The organism is Paraburkholderia sp. SIMBA_053, assembly GCF_046534895.1.
GTDB lineage: Bacteria > Pseudomonadota > Gammaproteobacteria > Burkholderiales > Burkholderiaceae > Paraburkholderia > Paraburkholderia caledonica.
Genome location: NZ_JAWRXU010000007.1, coordinates 126,041 through 143,389 on the forward strand (window position 1 = coordinate 126,041; position 17,349 = coordinate 143,389).

The window sequence follows — 17,349 nt, forward strand, 5'->3', positions numbered from 1 at the left end:
ACCTGAATAGCCTGTAACGCCGTTCAACGAACCCGCTGGAACGGCAGGCGGACGCCTTCGTCGGAACTGCGCGCCGCCAGTTCGATGACGGTCATCACGTCGACGGCATCTTGCGGGCTCACCGGAAATTTCACGCCGTGCTGGATCGCCTCGGCGAGCGCGGTGTAGAAGCCCGCATAATCGCCGTTGCGCGTCGGCAATTCGCGCTCCACTTCGCGGTCGCCCTCCAGCACGCGCAACGTGCCTGCGGCATTGCCGGCCGCGAAGCCCTCGTCGCCCGGACGCAAGCCGGCTTTCAACTGGTCTTCCTGCGTGTCGAGACCGTACTTCACGTAACTGCCGCGCGTGCCGTGAATGGCGAACCTCGGCGCGACGATCGCCGTCAGCGCGCTGGCGTGCAACACGACTTCGAACCCGCCGTAGCCCAACTGGATATGCACGTAGTCAGGCGCGCTCGCGTCATCGCGATGGGTGCGAACGGTCGCGGACACGGTCTGCGGCGCGCCGAACAACGCCAGAGCCTGGTCGATCAGGTGCGGTCCGAGATCGAACAGCAGCCCGCCGCCGCGCGACGCTTCCTCGCGCCAACGCTGACGCACTTCGGGACGGAACCGGTCGAAATGCGATTCATAGTGCGTGAGGCGTCCCAACTCGCCGCTCGCGAGCAGATCGCGAACGGTCATGAAATCGCCGTCCCAGCGACGGTTGTGGAACGGCACGAACAGCTTGCCCCGCGCGAGTGCAATGTTGGCGAGCGTGCGAGCGTCGGCGGCGCTCAGCGTAACCGGCTTGTCGACCACCACATGCTTGCCTGCTTCGAGCGTACGGCGCGCGAGGTCGAAGTGCGTGTCGTTCGGCGTGGCGATAACCACGCAGTCGATCTCCGGGAGCGCGAGCAATGCGTCGAGATCGGCCACCACTTTCGCGTGCGGATAGTCGGCGAGCGCGGCCTCGGGTCTGCCGGTCGCGATGGCGGCGACGCTGGCGCGGCCGCAGTGCTCGATCACCGGTGCATGAAACGTCGCGCCTGCGAATCCGTAACCCATCAATCCAATTTTCAGCGATGCGGACATGCGTGTCTTCCTGCAAAAACGGCGCGCCGCTTTGCCACCGCGGCGGCGGCGCGCAACGCCGTCATTGTGGCATGGCCGGGACCGGGATTGCGCCGGCAGGCCAGGTGCCGAAGCTCTGCCATTTTTCCCAAAGCGGTGGGCGCCGGTTCAACGGCGGGATTCGTCGAGCGAATCTATCCGCCGATTTCATCCGTGTTAACATCGCTCCTCTCGCGCCAACCGAGGCGCGCCGGGCGAGCCTCGCAACGCGTGGCATGCATTCCCTGAGCGCGCGCCGCGCGGCATGCGCCGGCTTCGCGACCGGCAATACTGCGCTGCGGCGCCTCAGGCGCCGCTATCAAACGGCGTGTTCGAGTGCTCCGTCTGAACAGCCGCTTTTCAACCCGCACTACCCCATCCACAGACGATGTCCGCAGGCCTGAATCCCGCTCAAAATGAAGCGGTCCGTTACCTTGACGGGCCGTGTCTCGTACTCGCCGGCGCAGGGAGCGGCAAGACGCGCGTGATTACGCAGAAAATCGCGCACCTGATCGAGGCAAAGGGCTTCGAGCCGCGCCACATCGCAGCGGTCACGTTCACGAATAAAGCCGCGGCGGAAATGCGCGAGCGCGTGGGAAAACTGCTCGAAGGCAAGACGCTGACCACGCCCGGCAAGGAAGGCCGCAAAGTGCCCGTCAATCAGTTGACGGTGTGCACGTTTCACTCGCTCGGCGTGCAGATTCTGCGGCAGGAAGCGGAACACGTCGGCCTCAAGCCGCAATTCTCGATCATGGATTCCGACGACTGCTTCGGCATGATCCAGGAGCAGGTCGGCTCGACGGACAAGGGCTTTATCCGCAAGATCCAGTCGATCATTTCGCTGTGGAAGAACGGGCTCATCATGCCCGAACAGGCGATCGCGATTGCCGCGAATGAAGACGAGCACCAGGCGGCGATCGTCTATCGCAACTATGTGGCGACGCTGCACGCGTACCAGGCGGTCGATTTCGACGATCTGATCCGCCTGCCCGCCGAACTCTTCGCGAGCAACGAGCAGGTGCGCGATCGCTGGCAAAACAAGCTGCGTTATCTGCTGATCGACGAATATCAGGACACCAACGCCTGCCAGTATGAATTGCTCAAGCAACTGGCCGGTCCGCGCGCGGCATTCACGGCGGTGGGCGACGACGATCAGGCCATTTACGGCTGGCGCGGCGCGACGCTCGAGAACCTTGCACAACTCGGCAAGGATTTCCCGAAGCTGCATGTGATCAAGCTCGAGCAGAACTATCGTTCGACGGTGCGCATTCTCACGGCCGCCAACAACGTGATCGCGAACAACCCGAAGCTCTTCGAAAAGAAGCTGTGGTCCGAGCACGGCATGGGGGATTCGATCACCGTCACGCCCTGCAACGACGAAGAGCACGAAGCCGAGTCCGTAGTGTTTCGTCTGTCCGCGCACAAGTTCGAGCGCCGTGCGAATTTTCGCGACTACGCAATTCTCTATCGCGGCAACTTCCAGGCGCGCATTTTCGAACAGGTGCTGCGCCGCGAGCGGATTCCGTATGTGCTGTCCGGCGGCCAGTCGTTCTTCGATAAAGCCGAAATCAAGGACATTTGCGCGTATCTGCGGCTGATTGCGAATGCTAACGACGACCCCGCGTTCATCCGCGCGATCACCACGCCGCGTCGCGGTGTCGGTAACACGACGCTCGAAGCGCTCGGCTCGTTCGCGGGTCAAGCGAAGGTGTCGCTGTTCGAGGCGGTGTATATGGGCGGCATCGAAGCGCGCTTGTCGCCGCGTCAGATCGAACCGATGCGCGTGTTCTGCGACTTCATGCAGCGCCTTACCGACCGCGCCGAAAAGGACGCGGCCGGCACGCTGCTCGATGAGTTGATGGACGCGATCCACTACGAAGCGTATCTGTACGACGCATTCGATGAACGTCAGGCGCAATCCAAGTGGCAGAACGTCCTGGAGTTCATCGAATGGTTGAAGCGCAAGGGCACGAAGGCGGAGCCCCAAGGCTCGGATGAATCCGCTGGCTCGGGCAACCAGGAGGCAACCGGCTACGACACGGCGGACGGCTTTGGCGACACCGGCAAGAACCTGCTCGGCCTCATCCAGACGGTCGCGTTGATGTCGATGCTCGAAGGCCGCGAGGAAGACCCGGACGCGGTGCGGCTCTCAACCGTGCACGCGTCGAAAGGGCTCGAATATCCACACGTGTTTCTGGTGGGCGTCGAAGAAGGCATCATGCCGCATAGAGGCGGCGCGGACGACGAGCCGATCGACGACGCGCGCATCGAGGAAGAGCGCCGTCTGATGTATGTCGCGATCACGCGCGCGCAACGCAGTCTGCATCTGAACTGGTGCAAAAAGCGCAAGCGCGCACGGGAGACGGTGGTTTGCGAGCCGTCGCGATTCATTCCCGAGATGCTGCTGGACGACGCGCCGCCGCCGACGCCCGAAGAGGCGCCGATGTCGCCGAAAGACCGGCTCGCGAGTCTCAAGGCGCTGCTGCAGAAGCCTTGAATGCCGTGGTTAGCGCGTGCGTGGCAAGACCCCGCTGACCTCAGGTGCTTCACCGGTTTTCGTAGAAAGGCGCGCTACAGTGGCGCGGCTGGTCGGTCGCACGGTCATGTACCTTCGCGTATCTTTGCGCACCTTCGAGCATGCCAACTGGAGACCGCCGCATGACCTCGCCGACGCTCGCGCCATACACCCGCGCCCTCGAAGCCTACATCGACGCGAAAGACAACACGCGCGCGCAACGCATGCCGGATGCTTTCGCTCCCGACGCCGAGCTCACCATTTCTCTTGCAACGTCGACAATCACCTTCCCCGCGCGCACGGTCGGCATAGACGCGATCACGAAGACACTCGTCACCGACTTCGGCGCGACATACACGCGGTGCCGCACGTATTACTTGTGCGACTCGCTGAAGGTGCGCGACGGTGTGATCGATGCGCGGCCGTGGCTTGTGCTGATGCGTGAACCCGCGGCCGGCGCATTGCGCGTGGGCCACGGCGTCTACCGCTGGACTTTCGATAAGACGCCCGCTGTCAGCCGCTTTCATATTCACATCGCACGCATGGACGTCGTGCACGATGCGGATGGCGCGTTGCTCGACGCGTTGCAGGAAGGCTTGAGTTATCCGTGGCTTGCGCCGGCGGAATTGCACGCGCGTTTCACCGAGCTTGCGCGCAGGACGCCGGCGCTCTCGTTTGTCGATGCCTTCGCTCGTCCCGTCGGCGAGCGATAAGGCGCCACGCGCGCAAGAATCCGTCGAGCATAAAAAATCCCTGCCCGCGTGGTTGCGGTGCAGGGATTGAGTTGTCGGGCAAGCGGCGCGCAATTGTCTTTGCGCGCGACTAATGCACGCTACTTCGTGTTACTTCCCGTCACTTCGCGGCACTGACCATGTAGTCGACGGCGGCCTTTACGTCGGCGTCCGAGGCGTTCGAGCCGCCTTTGGGCGGCATCGCGCCCTTGCCGTGCAGCGCATAGTTGTAGACGGTGTCCATCGGCTCTTTCAGGCGCGCTGCCCACGCTTCCTTGTCCCCGAACTTGGGCGCGTTGAGCACGCCGGCAGCGTGACATGCCTGACACACCTGCTGGTACAGGGCCTTGCCCGCTTGCGATGCATCCGCGCTTTGCGTGGCGCCGGACGCGGGCGCTGCGGCTTGCGGGACGCTCGCCATTGCCGCCACCGCGGCGGCGGCTTGTGCCGCGCCCGCGTCGGAAGCGCCGGCGGCAGCCGTTGCACCAGAAGCGCCCGCCGCGACAGAAGCGGCCGCTGCGCCCGATGCCGGTTGCGCCGGTTCAGCGAAGCTCGCGCCCGAATTGTTCGCCATGTAGGCCACCGCGCGGGCGATTTCGAAGTCGCTGTAATCGTCCGGGCTCGTGCCGCCGCGCGGCGGCATGGCGCCTTTACCGGCGAGCGCCGTATGCAGCAGCGTGTCGAAGCCTTGGGAGATGCGTGGTGCCCAGTCGGCAGTATTGGTGAACTTCGGTGCGCCTGCCGCGCCGGACGCGTGACAGGTCGAGCACACCGCCTTGTAGACTTCTTCGCCGGTCTTGTAGACGCGCGGCGCGTTGGCGTCGCGAATGTCGACCTGAGCGATAGGCTTGATGCGGGCACTGACCTCGGCTTGGGAGAGACTGTCGGTGCCGGCGCCCGTGCGCGTCGAATTGTCGACGTAATAGGCCAGCAGAACGATGATGATGATCGGCACAGCAAACCCAGCGATGACCGCGGCGATGAGCTGTCCTGGGGTTTTGATCGGGGCTCCGTGTGGTGCTTCGCTCATGCTTGTCTCGTCTCCGTGGGTATGTGAGCGGTACAGCGCGACGGCAACTTCTTGTTCTTGATCGGCCACGGACGATTATAGACGCAAGCTTTCTGCGGCGGCGAGGGCCGCGGCGTGCTGTTCAGCAGGCGTTTACCCGCATCGCGCGAAGTCCTGCAAAGGTGCGCGAAACCACGGGAGACGGGCCCGAAGGCCGTCCGGTGGACGGTATGGCGGAAACCGGGTATCCTTTCGGTCTTGCTTTGGCGCCGCATCCGCTCAGTTTGCCGCGCTTTCGCGTTTCTTGTGTCAAAGCGCCCGTAGCTCAATGGATAGAGTACTGCCCTCCGAAGGCAGGGGTTGCTGGTTCGATCCCAGCCGGGCGCGCCAATAACATTGGCTCGGAATCAAGGGTTTAGGCAAACAACGCCTAAGCCCTTTTTTATTTCCCGCGCCCTCAATGCCGCGCCATTCGGCGCCTCATCCCCAGGCTTGTCCGCTGCGCTCACTCCCGCTAGAATCCCCCGGTCACTGGGGAGTAGCCTTCCTTCACGCATCGCATGAAGGAGAGCGCGTCAACATACTTGACCTGACGGGTCATGGCGCGTTCGACCGGGTCGGTTTGGCGAGACCATTGGCGCACTGCTTCGTTCTGGTCGGACGGGTGGCGGTGCGTCATTGGTTCGTCTAACGTCCGACCGCGGAGCCGCTGTGAAATCACGTTGTCCCCTACCCAATTTCCTCCTGCACCATGCGCCGCGCCGCGCGTTTCCCGTCGACGGGAGCCGTGCATGACCGGTCTTATCATCGAACTGGCCGTCATGCTGGTCGTCATTCTGGTGGCGGCCGAGCTTTTCACCAACGCGCTCGAACATCTCGGCGAGCGCCTCAAAATCTCGGAAGGCGTCACCGGCTCGCTGTTTGCGGCGGTCGGCACTGCGTTGCCGGAGACCTTGGTGCCGCTGATCGCAATCATCGGCGGCACGGCTGATCATGCCGTCAATGAGGAAATCGGTGTCGGCGCCATCCTCGGCGCGCCGCTGATGCTTTCCACGCTGTCCACCTTCCTCATGACGCTCGCGGTCCTGCGTTCACGCGGCATCGGCGGACGCGTCGCACCCGAACGCTCGGGTTTCACGCGCGACCTCAACTATTTCCTTTTCGCGTTCCTGCTGGCGGCGGCGGCCATGTATGTGCCGCACGAGCAAAGAATCGTCCGCGCGCTGTTCAGCATTGCACTCGTGGGCGTCTACGTCGCTTATGTGGTGGCGACTTTCCGCGCGTCGAACAGTCTCGTGGATGCGGGTCACGGCACGGAGGCGCCGGGCAAGATGATGCTCGCGCGCCTCGGCGTGTCGACCAACCTGGCGACGATCGCCGTCCAGCTCGTGCTCGCCGTCGCCTTGCTGGTGTGGGGCGCCGAAGGTTTCATCCATGGCGTTCGGGGCGTGTCCGAGGCGTTCGGCGTCTCGCCGCTGCTGCTCTCCCTGCTGATCATCCCGATCGCTACCGAACTGCCGGAGAAGGTGAACAGCATTCTGTGGATTCGCCGCGGCAAGGACACGCTGGCGTTCGGCAACATCACCGGTGCAATGGTGTTTCAAGGCACGTTGCTGCCGGCGATCGGCATCCTTCTGACGCCGTGGACGCCGCGAATCGAGGTTGTCACGGGCATCGTCATCACGCTAGCCGCGGCGGCGTGGCTGCGCGTCAACGCGCGGGAGCGCGGCGCGCCGGTGTGGGCGCTGCTCGTGTGCGGTGCGCTTTATGTGGCTTATCTGGCGATTACGCTGAGCCGCTAGGCGTTGCGCAGGCGCATGTCTCACGTAGCCCGGCAGATTCCCACGGCGCTGTAGGCGTTTCGGGCACCTCGCCGGGTGATTTACACAATGCGGGCAATCTGCGCCGCAGCGTGCGACCAGAAGGGCCACTACAGCTGTCGGCTGTCTCACACAGCCCGGGCGGGCCGCTGCGCGCAGCCCGCCAAGCCCACGCAGCCCTAAGCTCACGCAACCCTCGGCGCCCACGCCGCGCCGCCGAGCACCCCCCGCCCAGCCCTCTGCCCCGCGCCTCAAGCGTCCCGCAATGCATCGATTTAAAGGCTTTTCCAGTGCTAACTCTTGGAATCGCGAACGAGGGTGCAACGGCATAATTTCGACCATGTTCCATTGGCCTCGGTGCCCATCTGTCTGGTCTTGAGCGGCTCGCCGCATCAACCGCCATACGGGCCGAGACGCCGGCATTCATGTTCGGGTGATTCAAAATCGTGACTCTGAGACTTTTCGTGTACGGCGCCGGCGGCTTCGGCAAAGAAGTGATGGACGTCGCGCGCCGCCAGAACGCGGTGAGCCGGCGCTGGGAGCAGATCTGCTTCGTCGACGACATCCGCCAAGAGCGCACGTTCTACGGCACCCAGGTATTGCGCTTCAACGACGCGGAAGTCGCCGGACATCTCGACCAGGCCGAGTTCGTGATCGCCGTGGGCGAGCCGGCAGGCCGCGAAAAGCTCGGCAATAAGCTGCGCGAAGCCGGCGCCCGCCTGGGCCAGGTGATCGACGTCAGCTCGCTCGTCGCCGACACCGCATCGCTCGGCGAAGGTCTCCTGGTCACGCCGCTGTGCTCCATTTCCAGCGACGCGCAACTTGGCCGCAATGTTTGCGTGAACACCATGTCGATCGTCGGCCATGACGTACACGTCGGCGAAAACACCGTCGTCTCGTCGATGGTCAACATCGGCGGCGCGTGCGTGATCGGCGCGAACAGCTACCTCGGCATGGGCGCGTTGATCAAGGAGGGCGTGCGCATCGGCTCGAATTCAATCGTCGGCATGGGATCGGTCGTGTACTCCGACATTCCCGACGACGTGATCGCCCTGGGCAACCCCGCGCGCGTTGCCCGTCCTAATACCGACCGCAAGGTCTTCAAGTGAGATTGGCAATAAATGACGAACAGAGATAAATACGATCAGGTGTTCATGGACAGCTTCGCCGTTCCGCGCGACGCGCTGAACGAAGCTTTCGTCTATCAATGCGTGCCGGCGTGGGACTCGGTCGGCCACATGGGCATGATCGCGGCGCTCGAGGACACCTTCGGCATCATGATGGAGACCGACGACATCATCGAATTCGGCTCGTACACCATCGGCGTCGACAAGCTCAAGAAGTACGGCGTAGAGCTATGAACTCCGGGTTCGTTAGCCGGCAATATCCTGAACGCGCAGCGCTCATTACGGAGAGCGGTGTCACGCTCACGTATGCCGAACTGCATCAGGCCGTTGACCGGCTCGCGACCGCGTTGCCTGCAAGGCAACTGCTTTTTATCGTCGGCGGCAACGATCTGCCGACGGTGCTGTGCTATCTCGCGTCGCTCGCGAGCGGCACTGTGCCGCTCCTGTTGAGCAGCGGGCTCGATCAGGTGCAGTTGAATCGCCTGATCGACACATACGATCCGGCGTACATTTTCTCTTCGACCGGTGCGGAATACGGCACGCTGGTTCATCAGGAAGGCGCCTACGGTTTGTATCGCCGCGCCGATTCGGCACGCGTCGACCTTCACCCCGACCTCGCGTTGCTGATGACGACGTCGGGCTCCACCGGCTCGCCCAAGCTCGTGCGTCTGAGCGCCGCAAATTTGCGTGCGAATGCGGCGTCGATTGCCGAGTATCTGCACATCACGCACGAAGAGCGGGCGATCACGTCGTTGCCGTTCAACTACTCGTATGGTCTGTCGGTCATCAACAGCCATTTGCTGGCGGGCGCGTCGCTCGTCGTATCGGACCGCTCGCTGATGGACGCCGCGTTCTGGCGGCAGATCAACGAGCACGGGGTGACGAGTTTCGCGGGCGTACCCTATAGCTACGACATTTTGCTGAAGCTGCGTCTGGCGCGAATCAACATGCCGTCGGTACGAACATTGACGCAGGCGGGCGGTCGCATGGACGCGGCGAAGCTTCGCCAGGTCAGCGAAATCTGCCGCGCGAAGGGTATTCGCTTCTTTTCGATGTACGGTCAAACGGAAGCGACCGCGCGCATCGCCTATCTGAGCCCGGAAGAAATCGAGCATAAGGCGGGCAGTATCGGCCGCGCGATTCCGGGTGGCCGCCTGTGGCTCGAGAGCGACGACGGACGCACGATCGCTGAGCCCGGCGAAGTGGGCGAACTCGTCTACGCGGGCGGTAATGTGTCGATGGGCTATGCGCAAAAGGCCGCCGATCTCGCGTTGGGCGATCTGAACGGCGGCACGCTGCGCACCGGCGATCTCGCGCGGATCGACGAAGACGGCTGTTTCTTCATCGAAGGGCGCCGTCATCGCTTCCTGAAAATACTGGGCCTGCGAATCTCGCTCGATGCGGTCGAGCAGATCGCCGCCGACAAAGGCTTCGCCTGCGCCGCAAAGGGTACCGACGAGCAACTGGTCATTCACGTAGTGGACAAGCCTGAATTCGTCGCAGACGAATTCAGGACCGCCATGGCGAAGTCGCTTGGACTTCACCCTTCAGTCGTCGCCGTGAGCCGCTTGCCGGAACTGCCGCGCCTACCCACAGGAAAGGTTGACTATCAATGTCTGACCCAATTGTCCTGAGCGACGTCCCGCAATGGCCGGTGTTCGCGCTGCCGAAGGCGGACAAGGAGCCTGCCCTGCTGGACGAACTGCAGCGCCTCACGCGCCTGCACTACGAAGGCTGTCCGCAATACCGTGCGATTGTCGACAAGCTCGGCGCAAAGCGCGAAGCGGCCACGTTGGAAGAACTTCCGTTTCTGCCCGTGCGGCTCTTCAAGCACGAGCAATTGCTTAGCGTGCCCAGAAGCGAAGTCATCAAGACGATGACATCGTCGGGCACGAGCGGCCAGAACGTGTCGCAGATCTTTCTCGACAAGCAGACGTCGGCGCTTCAGGTCAAAGTGCTGTCGCGCATCGTCGGCGACTTCATTGGGCCGAAGCGTCTGCCGATGCTCGTGATCGACTGCCGCGCAACGGTCGCCGACCGCTATCGTTTTTCCGCGCGCACTGCCGGCATTCTCGGCTTTTCGATTTTCGGGCGCGACGTCGAATATGCGTTGAACGACGACATGTCCCTCAATCTCGAAGCGACGCGGCGCTTCCTCGACAAGCACCGGGATCAGCCCGTGTTGTTGTTCGGCTTCACGTTCATCGTCTGGCAGCACCTCGTTGAGGCGCTCGAAGCATGCGGTGAGACGCTGCCTCTCGAACGCGGAATTCTGATTCACGGCGGCGGCTGGAAGCAGCTTCAATCGAAGGCAGTCAGTGCCGATGAATTCAAGCGCCGCCTGCAAAACGTTGCCGGTGTTGCGCGTGTGCACAACTACTACGGTATGGTCGAGCAAACCGGTTCGATCTTCGTCGAATGCGAGCACGGGCATTTGCATGCGTCGTCGTGGTCGGACGTGATCATTCGCGATCCGCTCGATTTCAGCGCGCTGCCGCCGGGCAAGCCAGGCTTGATCCAGTTGTTGTCGGTTATTCCGCACAGCTATCCGGGCCACTCGCTGCTAAGCGAGGATCAAGGAGAGATTGTCGGTGTCGACGATTGCGCATGCGGTCGCCACGGCACCTATTTCAAGGTGCACGGCCGGATTCAGAACGCCGAGACGAGAGGTTGCAGTGATACGTATTCCCGATGAGATTCAGGGCAAGACCACGATTCTGGTCGGCCGTCGGGACGAGATCTCGAATGCGCCCGCGCCGGTGTTCGACGCGGCACGCGTGGAGTTTCTCGCCGATCTGTCGCGCGCGTTGCTGGCCCGTGCCGAGACGCGGTCGCTGCCAGACGTCGTCAGCTTCGCCTATTGGTGCCGTCGTGCGAATCTGACTCAGCTCGCCGCGAAGTTCGGATCGCGCGACGAAGTTCGCATGGGCCTCGGCTTGTCATTTCATGTGTGCCCGTCGAATGTGCCGGTGAACTTCGCCTTTTCGCTCGCGTTCGGCCTGCTGTCGGGCAACACCTGCGTGCTGCGTTTGCCGTCGCGAGCGTCCGCCACCGCAGAAGTTCTCGTCGAAGCAATCGGAGATTTGTTGAAGGAAGAGCGGCACGCTGCGCTGTCCGATTGCATCCTGCTGACTCGCTTCGAGCGCGACGACCTGCTGAACCGCTTCTGGCTCTCCGTCGCCGATGCGCGGCTCGTATGGGGCGGCGACCAGACCGTCGAGCATATGCGTGCTCTGCCAAGCCGGCCGCGCTCGCGCGAGGTCGCGTTTTCCGACCGCTATTCGTTGTGCGTGATGGAACCGCAAGCCGTGTTGTCTCTCGACGACGAAGGTTTGCGCACGCTCTGCCATCAGATGTTCAACGACTTGTATCTGATGGATCAGGCCGCGTGTTCGTCACCGCAACTGGTTGCATGGATAGGATCGCAAGACGCCGTTGAAGCCGCGAAAGAGCGGCTCTGGCCCGCGCTCGTCAAACACGTTGCCCAGCGCTATACGCCGGAGCCCGTGCAGGTGATGGACAAATACGTGCAGGCTTGCCGCCATGCATTCGACAACGAGCAGGTCGTTGCGATCCGTCAGCATGGCAATTTGCTGTATCGCGTGGAGTTGTCGGCGGTCGCGGCCGATCAGGACGAATGCCGCGGTTACTTCGGCACCATTCACGAAGTCACGCTCGCGTCGCTCGACAAGCTCGCGCCGATCGTGAACGAACGCTATCAGACGCTCACCTACTTTGGCGTCGGCAAGACGCAGTTGCAGGATTTCGTCGTCTCGCGGCGGCTGCGTGGCATCGACCGCGTCGTGCCGATCGGGCGCGCGCTGGATATGAATATCGTATGGGATGGCTACGACGTTGTCGCGAGCCTCTCGCGCGTCGTAGACATTCAATGACGCATCGGACACCCGAGGAACAGATGGACAAGTTCAGTCTCAATTGCATCGAGCTGCAGGAATACCAGCCGAATCGCTATCCCTTCCTGATGATCGACCACGTCGATGAAGTCATGCCCGGCAAATACGCGCGCGGCTATAAAAACCTGACAATGAACGAGTGGTACTTCCCGGTTCATTTTCCCGGTGGCCCGAATATGCCCGGCGCGCTTCAGCTGGAAGCGCTCGCGCAGATGCTCACCGTGGCGATCACCACGCTGCCCGGTCTCAAGGGCAAGGTGACGCACGCGCTGCAGCACACCGTGCGTTATCGCAAGGAAGTTCTGCCCGGCAAAAAGTTTGAAATCGACACCGAAGTGTTGTCGTGGAATCGCGGCATCTGCAAGGGTCGCGGCGTGGCGAAGGTCGACGGCGAAATCGCCTGCGAAGCGGACATGCTCATCACGATTCCGGAAATCCTCGAACAATATTTGCCGAAGAAGAAATCGCCGGTATGAAAGAAGTTGCGGACATCGTGATCATCGGCTCCGGAGCGAGCGGCGCCGCCGCTGCCTGGAGTTTGAGCCGCGATCGCTCGTTGCGCATCGTGTGTCTCGAGCAGGGCTCCGTCACGAAGCCATCCGATTACCCGTCGACGTCCGTCGACTGGGAATTGAGCCGTTCGGGCGCGTATAGCTCGAATCCGTCGGTGCGCCGCAGCGCGGCTGACTATCCGATCGACGATTCCGCATCTCCTATATCCATTGCCAACTTCAACGGCTTTGGCGGCAGCACCATTCTGTATTCGGCGCATTTTCCGCGCTTTCATCCGTCGGATTTTCGTACCCGCACACTCGACGGCGTCGGCGACGACTGGCCGCTCAGCTTCGACGAACTGAAGCCGTTCTTCACCGAAAACGAGCGGATGATGGGCGTGGCCGGACTCGTCGGCGATCCTGCGAATCCGGACTACGAGTCGCTGTTGCCGCCTATCCCGCTCGGCCCGATGGGTCGAACTATGGCGGCTGCATTCAATGAGCTCGGCTGGCACTGGTGGCCGTCGTACAGCGCGATCAATACGCACCGGCACGGCAATCGCGGCGCGTGCGTGAATCTCGGTCCTTGCAATACCGGTTGCGCACAGGGCGCGAAAGCCAGCGTGGATGTCACGTATTGGCCGGTTGCGCGCCAGCAGGGTGTCGAAGTGAGGACACAATGCCGCGTCCGTGAAATCACGCTCGATGCGCGCGGACAAGCAGACGGTGTGCTTTACATGGACGCCGATGGCGTCGAGCATCGGCTGAATGCGCGTGTGGTGGTTGTGGCCTGCAGCGGCGTCGGCACGCCGCGCCTGTTGCTCAACTCCAGGTCGAGCGCATTTCCCGATGGGCTGCTGAACGATAACGGTCTGGTCGGCCGGAATCTTATGCTGCATCCGCTGGCTTACACCGAAGCCGTGTTCGACCACGACGTGCAATCGAGTATTGGACCGCACGGCTGCTGCATTCTGAGCCAGCAGTTCTACGAGAGCGCAGCGGAGCGCGACTTCGTACGCGGCTACACGATGCAAGTGTTGCGCGGCGCGCCGCCGGTCGAGACCGCGGTGTCCGGCTATTTCATGCGGCAAGTGCCGCTCGGCGCCGAGCATCATGCGAAGTTCAACCGGCTCTTTAACCGGACCGCCGGTATCGCAATCATTACCGAAGATCTGCCGGAGCCGGAGAATCGCGTGGAACTCGATCCGGACCATTGCGATTCGAGCGGCATGCCGGGCGTGAAAGTGTTCTATAAGCTGGGTGACAACACGAGCCGCATGCTCAAGCACGGCATTGAAATGAGCAAGCAGGTGTTCGCGGCAGCGGGTGCGAAAGTCACGTCTTCTTTTGCGCCGGTGAAGAATACCGGCTGGCATTTGATGGGCACGGCTCGAATGGGCGACGATCCGGCCACGTCGGTCGTGAACAAATTCGGCCAGGCGCATGCGGTGAAGAACCTGTTCATCGTCGACAGCAGTATCTTCGTAACGGCGGGCGCGGTGAATCCCGTAGCGACGGCCCAGGCGTTGACGCTGATGGCCTGCGATCATCTGCAGCGCAATCTGCACACACTGGTGGCATGAACATGATCGAACTCGTTCTCGACACCATGCTTCCGGGCGACGCCGCGTTGGGCATGCCTCGCGCTTCCACGCTCGATTTCGAAGGCTATCAACTGCGTCATCGCGTGACAGATCAGGTAGACGCGTTTCTGAAAATGCTCGCGAACGTCGCACACGAAAAGTTTGGTCAGCCGTTCGACGCGCTCGACGCAGGTCAGCGGCTCGCGGCGATCAACGGCTGCAAGCTCGTCGATGTACGTCTCTTTTCTGCCTTCGTGACTCATGTGATGCGCGCCTATTACACCGAGCGCCGCGTGCTCGCGCAACTGTCGGTCGGCGCAGTGCCGCCGTTTCCCGCAGGCAATGAAATAGCCGCCGACGACTGGACGATTCTCGAACCCGTCTATCTGCGCGGTCAGATCTGGCGTAACGCCGAATGAACAGGCAGGAACCTTCGATGTTGCTAAAAGACAAGCTCGCGGTGATTACCGGCGCCAATCGGGGCATCGGCCGCGCAATTACCGAAACCTTCGCCGCGCAAGGCGCAAGCGTGATCGCTTGCATGCGCGAAGTGAGCGACGAGAAACAGCAATGGCTTGCGTCGCTCGCCCAGCAGCACGGCGTGACGGCGCACGCAGTCGGTGTCGACCTCGCCGATGAAGCGTCGGTGAAAGCCGCCGTCCGCCAGATCGCGAGCCTCGCGCCTCGCATCGACGTACTGGTGAACAATGCCGGCGTGGCGAGCGGCGCGATCTTCCAGATGACGTCGATGACAGAATTGCGCCGTCTCTTCGAGATCAACTTCTTCAGCCAGATTCTGCTGACGCAAGGACTCGCGCGCTCGATGGCGCGGCACAAGGCCGGCTCCATCATCAACATCGCATCCACGGCCGCGATGGTCGCCGATCCGGGCACGCTCGCCTATGGATCGAGCAAGGCTGCGTTCGCACGCGCGACGCAAAGCATGGCCACGGAACTCGGCGCGGCGGGCATTCGCGTGAATGCGATTGCGCCCGGCGTGACGCGCACCGACATGTACGACCAGATGTCCGAAGCTGCCCGTGAAAAGTTGATTGCTTCGTCGGCGCTCAAGCGCGCGATCGAACCCCAGGACGTTGCCAACATGGCGCTGTTCCTCGCATCGGATCTGTCCGCCAGTGTGACCGGGCAGATCATGCGGGTGGACGGCGGCATGGTATGAATTCAGGACGAGACACTATGAACTACTCCGACATCGAGCGCATGGCTTTGCTGATGCGCCAGAAAATCCTCGAGGTGAGCCACCACTGCAATCTGAGCGCCCACCTGGGCGGCGGGTTGTCGATGGTGGAGATCATGGCCACGCTGTATGCAAGGCAGTTGCGCTACGACCGTGCGAACCCGCGCTGGCCGGAACGCGACCGCTTTATTCTCAGCAAGGGTCACGGCGTACTCGGTTATTTTTCGGCGCTGCGAGCGGCCGACATTATCGACGACGCGGTGTTCAACACTTTTCAGACCAACGACAGTCATCTGATTGCTCATCCGGTCATGAACATGGATCTCGGTATCGAGTCTTCGAATGGTAGCCTCGGGCAGGGTCTTTCGATGGCGATCGGCATCGCGCTCGCGGCCAAAAAGAAGAAGCAGCCGTTCAAAACATACGTGCTGCTCGGCGACGGCGAATGCAACGAAGGTTCGGTGTGGGAAGCGATCATGTCGGCCGCACAATTGCGACTCGACAACCTGGTGGCGATGGTCGACTACAACAAACTGCAAAGCGACGGCGAAGCGGGCCAGATCATGGACCTGGGCGACCTCGCGGATAAGTTCCGCAGCTTCCGCTGGGACGTGCATGAAGTCGACGGTCACGACATCGCGCAACTGGTAGCCGCTTTCGAGGCGCCCAAGGTTGCCGACCGGCCGCGCGTGCTGGTCGCGCATACGGTCAAGGGAAAGGGCATCTCCTTCATGGAGAACAACAATGAATGGCACCATAACCGGCTGACCAAGACAAACTACGATCTTGCGCTCGCCGAGTTGAGCGTCATGGCGGACTGAACGGAGACCGAATCAAATGTTGGAAATCAACGCAAGCAATGCGCGTCAATGGTCGCGGCTCGGTTCGCGCGGCGTGTTCGGTCTCGCGGCTTTGTCGATTGGCGAGACGCATGACGATCTGATGCTGATGTCCGCCGACCTCGGCAACTCGTCGGGTCTGGATCGCTTCAAGAAAGCGTATCCCGAGAAGTTTCTGAACATCGGCATTGCGGAGCAGAACTTGGTGGGCGTTGCCGCCGGCCTCGCGAAGGAAGGCTACAACGTCTTCGCCACGTCGTTCGCACCGTTCATTTCGATGCGTGCGGCCGAGCAGATTCGCATGAATCTCGGCTACATGGAGATGAACGTAAAAGCCGTGGCGATTGGCAGCGGCGTATCGATGGCATTTCTCGGCAATTCGCACTACGGCATCGAAGACGCGGCTGTGATGCGCTCGATTCCGAATATGACGGTGGTGTGCCCGGCCGATTGCGCGGAGATCATCAAGACCGTGCAAGCGGCCGCCGATTTCAAAGGGCCGATGTATATCCGGTTGACGGGCGCAGTCAACAATCCGCCCGTCTATACCGAGGACTACGATTTCCGCATTGGCCGCGCGATCACGCTGCGCCGCGGCTCGGACGTGACGATCATCGCGAACGGCACGATGGTGCACGAATCGCTCGAAACTGCGAAGCTGCTCGAAGCGCAAGGCATGTCGGTCGGAGTGGTCAACATGCATACGTTGAAGCCATTGGACACCGCGGCTATCGACGCAGCAATGGCAAGTTCAAAAGTGCTCGTCACCGTCGAGGAGCATTCGGTGATCGGCGGTCTTGGCAGCGCGGTCGCCGAATACAAGGCGTCGAAAAGAGCGGCGCCGCCGCAACTGATTCTCGGCTTGCCGGACCGCTTCGAGAAGGCAGGCGAGTATCGCTACATGCTCGAGAAAACCGGGCTGGTCGCGGAGAAAATCGCCGCGCGTATCTCGGCGTTTGCAGCTGAGTCCGGCGACTGATTGACACGAAGCCCGGCATATATGCCGGGCTTTTTTTCTATCCGGCACT

16 protein-coding genes, 1 tRNA gene and 1 riboswitch are annotated in these 17,349 nt (G+C 62.0%); of the genes, 15 read left to right on the forward strand and 2 right to left on the reverse strand.

The window, feature by feature from the left end; all coding sequences use genetic code 11:
- Positions 1-23 precede the first annotated feature (23 nt).
- On the reverse strand, positions 24-1,073 hold the full coding sequence (locus SB753_RS21620; protein ID WP_410801737.1) for an oxidoreductase: 1,050 nt from the start codon (positions 1,071-1,073) through the stop codon (positions 24-26).
- Positions 1,074-1,479: 406 nt separating this feature from the next.
- On the opposite strand from SB753_RS21620, the gene SB753_RS21625 reads away from it, so the two are divergent.
- Positions 1,480-3,588 carry a UvrD-helicase domain-containing protein gene (locus SB753_RS21625; RefSeq protein ID WP_020067448.1) on the forward strand — a complete coding sequence of 703 codons (2,109 nt, stop codon included), beginning with the start codon at positions 1,480-1,482 and terminating at the stop codon, positions 3,586-3,588.
- Between the two features lie 161 nt (positions 3,589-3,749).
- Positions 3,750-4,319: a hypothetical protein gene (locus tag SB753_RS21630; protein WP_410801739.1), complete on the forward strand. Its 570-nt coding sequence runs from the start codon at positions 3,750-3,752 to the stop codon at positions 4,317-4,319.
- A gap of 139 nt (positions 4,320-4,458) precedes the next feature.
- Here SB753_RS21630 and SB753_RS21635 read toward each other — a convergent pair whose 3' ends face one another.
- Positions 4,459-5,367, reverse strand: a complete 909-nt coding sequence (locus SB753_RS21635; RefSeq protein ID WP_410801741.1) for a c-type cytochrome — start codon at positions 5,365-5,367, stop codon at positions 4,459-4,461.
- A gap of 293 nt (positions 5,368-5,660) precedes the next feature.
- On the opposite strand from SB753_RS21635, the gene SB753_RS21640 reads away from it, so the two are divergent.
- From SB753_RS21640 to SB753_RS21700, 13 genes are all read left to right on the forward strand, one after another.
- A tRNA-Arg gene (locus tag SB753_RS21640) sits at positions 5,661-5,736 on the forward strand.
- A gap of 131 nt (positions 5,737-5,867) precedes the next feature.
- A riboswitch (yybP-ykoY riboswitch) is annotated at positions 5,868-6,047 on the forward strand.
- A 90-nt stretch (positions 6,048-6,137) separates the two neighbouring features.
- Positions 6,138-7,148, forward strand: coding sequence for a sodium:calcium antiporter (locus SB753_RS21645; protein WP_020067451.1), 1,011 nt, complete (start codon positions 6,138-6,140; stop codon positions 7,146-7,148).
- A 464-nt stretch (positions 7,149-7,612) separates the two neighbouring features.
- Positions 7,613-8,275: an acetyltransferase gene (locus SB753_RS21650; RefSeq protein ID WP_410801743.1), complete on the forward strand. Its 663-nt coding sequence runs from the start codon at positions 7,613-7,615 to the stop codon at positions 8,273-8,275.
- A gap of 12 nt (positions 8,276-8,287) precedes the next feature.
- Entirely contained in the window at positions 8,288-8,527 is a 240-nt protein-coding gene (locus tag SB753_RS21655; protein WP_020067453.1) for an acyl carrier protein, read from the forward strand.
- On the forward strand, positions 8,524-9,927 hold the full coding sequence (locus SB753_RS21660; protein WP_410801745.1) for an AMP-binding protein: 1,404 nt from the start codon (positions 8,524-8,526) through the stop codon (positions 9,925-9,927). The genes SB753_RS21655 and SB753_RS21660 overlap by 4 nt, the downstream gene beginning before the upstream one ends.
- The gene (locus SB753_RS21665; protein ID WP_087754284.1) at positions 9,906-10,988 is read left to right on the forward strand and encodes an acyl-protein synthetase; all 1,083 of its coding nucleotides are present in this window, start codon (positions 9,906-9,908) and stop codon (positions 10,986-10,988) included. Before SB753_RS21660 ends, SB753_RS21665 begins: the two co-directional genes overlap by 22 nt.
- Positions 10,969-12,186: an acyl-CoA reductase gene (locus SB753_RS21670; RefSeq protein ID WP_410801747.1), complete on the forward strand. Its 1,218-nt coding sequence runs from the start codon at positions 10,969-10,971 to the stop codon at positions 12,184-12,186. Before SB753_RS21665 ends, SB753_RS21670 begins: the two co-directional genes overlap by 20 nt.
- Before the next feature lie 23 nt (positions 12,187-12,209).
- Positions 12,210-12,683 carry a 3-hydroxyacyl-ACP dehydratase FabZ gene (gene fabZ / locus SB753_RS21675; RefSeq protein WP_087754282.1) on the forward strand — a complete coding sequence of 158 codons (474 nt, stop codon included), beginning with the start codon at positions 12,210-12,212 and terminating at the stop codon, positions 12,681-12,683.
- Positions 12,680-14,284, forward strand: a complete 1,605-nt coding sequence (locus tag SB753_RS21680) for a GMC family oxidoreductase (protein WP_410801749.1) — start codon at positions 12,680-12,682, stop codon at positions 14,282-14,284. The genes fabZ and SB753_RS21680 overlap by 4 nt, the downstream gene beginning before the upstream one ends.
- Before the next feature lie 2 nt (positions 14,285-14,286).
- Positions 14,287-14,703 carry a gluconate 2-dehydrogenase subunit 3 family protein gene (locus tag SB753_RS21685; protein WP_165572588.1) on the forward strand — a complete coding sequence of 139 codons (417 nt, stop codon included), beginning with the start codon at positions 14,287-14,289 and terminating at the stop codon, positions 14,701-14,703.
- A gap of 17 nt (positions 14,704-14,720) precedes the next feature.
- Positions 14,721-15,464, forward strand: a complete 744-nt coding sequence (locus SB753_RS21690) for an SDR family NAD(P)-dependent oxidoreductase (RefSeq protein ID WP_410801751.1) — start codon at positions 14,721-14,723, stop codon at positions 15,462-15,464.
- A 17-nt stretch (positions 15,465-15,481) separates the two neighbouring features.
- Complete coding sequence (locus tag SB753_RS21695) at positions 15,482-16,303, forward strand: transketolase (RefSeq protein WP_020067461.1); 822 nt, start codon at positions 15,482-15,484, stop codon at positions 16,301-16,303.
- A 16-nt stretch (positions 16,304-16,319) separates the two neighbouring features.
- The gene (locus tag SB753_RS21700; RefSeq protein WP_410801753.1) at positions 16,320-17,300 is read left to right on the forward strand and encodes a transketolase family protein; all 981 of its coding nucleotides are present in this window, start codon (positions 16,320-16,322) and stop codon (positions 17,298-17,300) included.
- Positions 17,301-17,349 lie beyond the last annotated feature (49 nt).

Coding starts and splice junctions, on each gene's coding strand:
- SB753_RS21635 (WP_410801741.1), bottom strand. CDS start 5,367: ATGAGCGAAGCACCACACGGAGCCCCGATCAAAACCCCAGGACAGCTC.
- SB753_RS21685 (WP_165572588.1), top strand. CDS start 14,287: ATGATCGAACTCGTTCTCGACACCATGCTTCCGGGCGACGCCGCGTTG.
- SB753_RS21645 (WP_020067451.1), top strand. CDS start 6,138: ATGACCGGTCTTATCATCGAACTGGCCGTCATGCTGGTCGTCATTCTG.
- SB753_RS21625 (WP_020067448.1), top strand. CDS start 1,480: ATGTCCGCAGGCCTGAATCCCGCTCAAAATGAAGCGGTCCGTTACCTT.
- SB753_RS21690 (WP_410801751.1), top strand. CDS start 14,721: ATGTTGCTAAAAGACAAGCTCGCGGTGATTACCGGCGCCAATCGGGGC.
- SB753_RS21665 (WP_087754284.1), top strand. CDS start 9,906: ATGTCTGACCCAATTGTCCTGAGCGACGTCCCGCAATGGCCGGTGTTC.
- SB753_RS21630 (WP_410801739.1), top strand. CDS start 3,750: ATGACCTCGCCGACGCTCGCGCCATACACCCGCGCCCTCGAAGCCTAC.
- SB753_RS21660 (WP_410801745.1), top strand. CDS start 8,524: ATGAACTCCGGGTTCGTTAGCCGGCAATATCCTGAACGCGCAGCGCTC.
- SB753_RS21700 (WP_410801753.1), top strand. CDS start 16,320: ATGTTGGAAATCAACGCAAGCAATGCGCGTCAATGGTCGCGGCTCGGT.
- SB753_RS21680 (WP_410801749.1), top strand. CDS start 12,680: ATGAAAGAAGTTGCGGACATCGTGATCATCGGCTCCGGAGCGAGCGGC.
- SB753_RS21695 (WP_020067461.1), top strand. CDS start 15,482: ATGAACTACTCCGACATCGAGCGCATGGCTTTGCTGATGCGCCAGAAA.
- SB753_RS21620 (WP_410801737.1), bottom strand. CDS start 1,073: ATGTCCGCATCGCTGAAAATTGGATTGATGGGTTACGGATTCGCAGGC.
- SB753_RS21655 (WP_020067453.1), top strand. CDS start 8,288: ATGACGAACAGAGATAAATACGATCAGGTGTTCATGGACAGCTTCGCC.
- fabZ (WP_087754282.1), top strand. CDS start 12,210: ATGGACAAGTTCAGTCTCAATTGCATCGAGCTGCAGGAATACCAGCCG.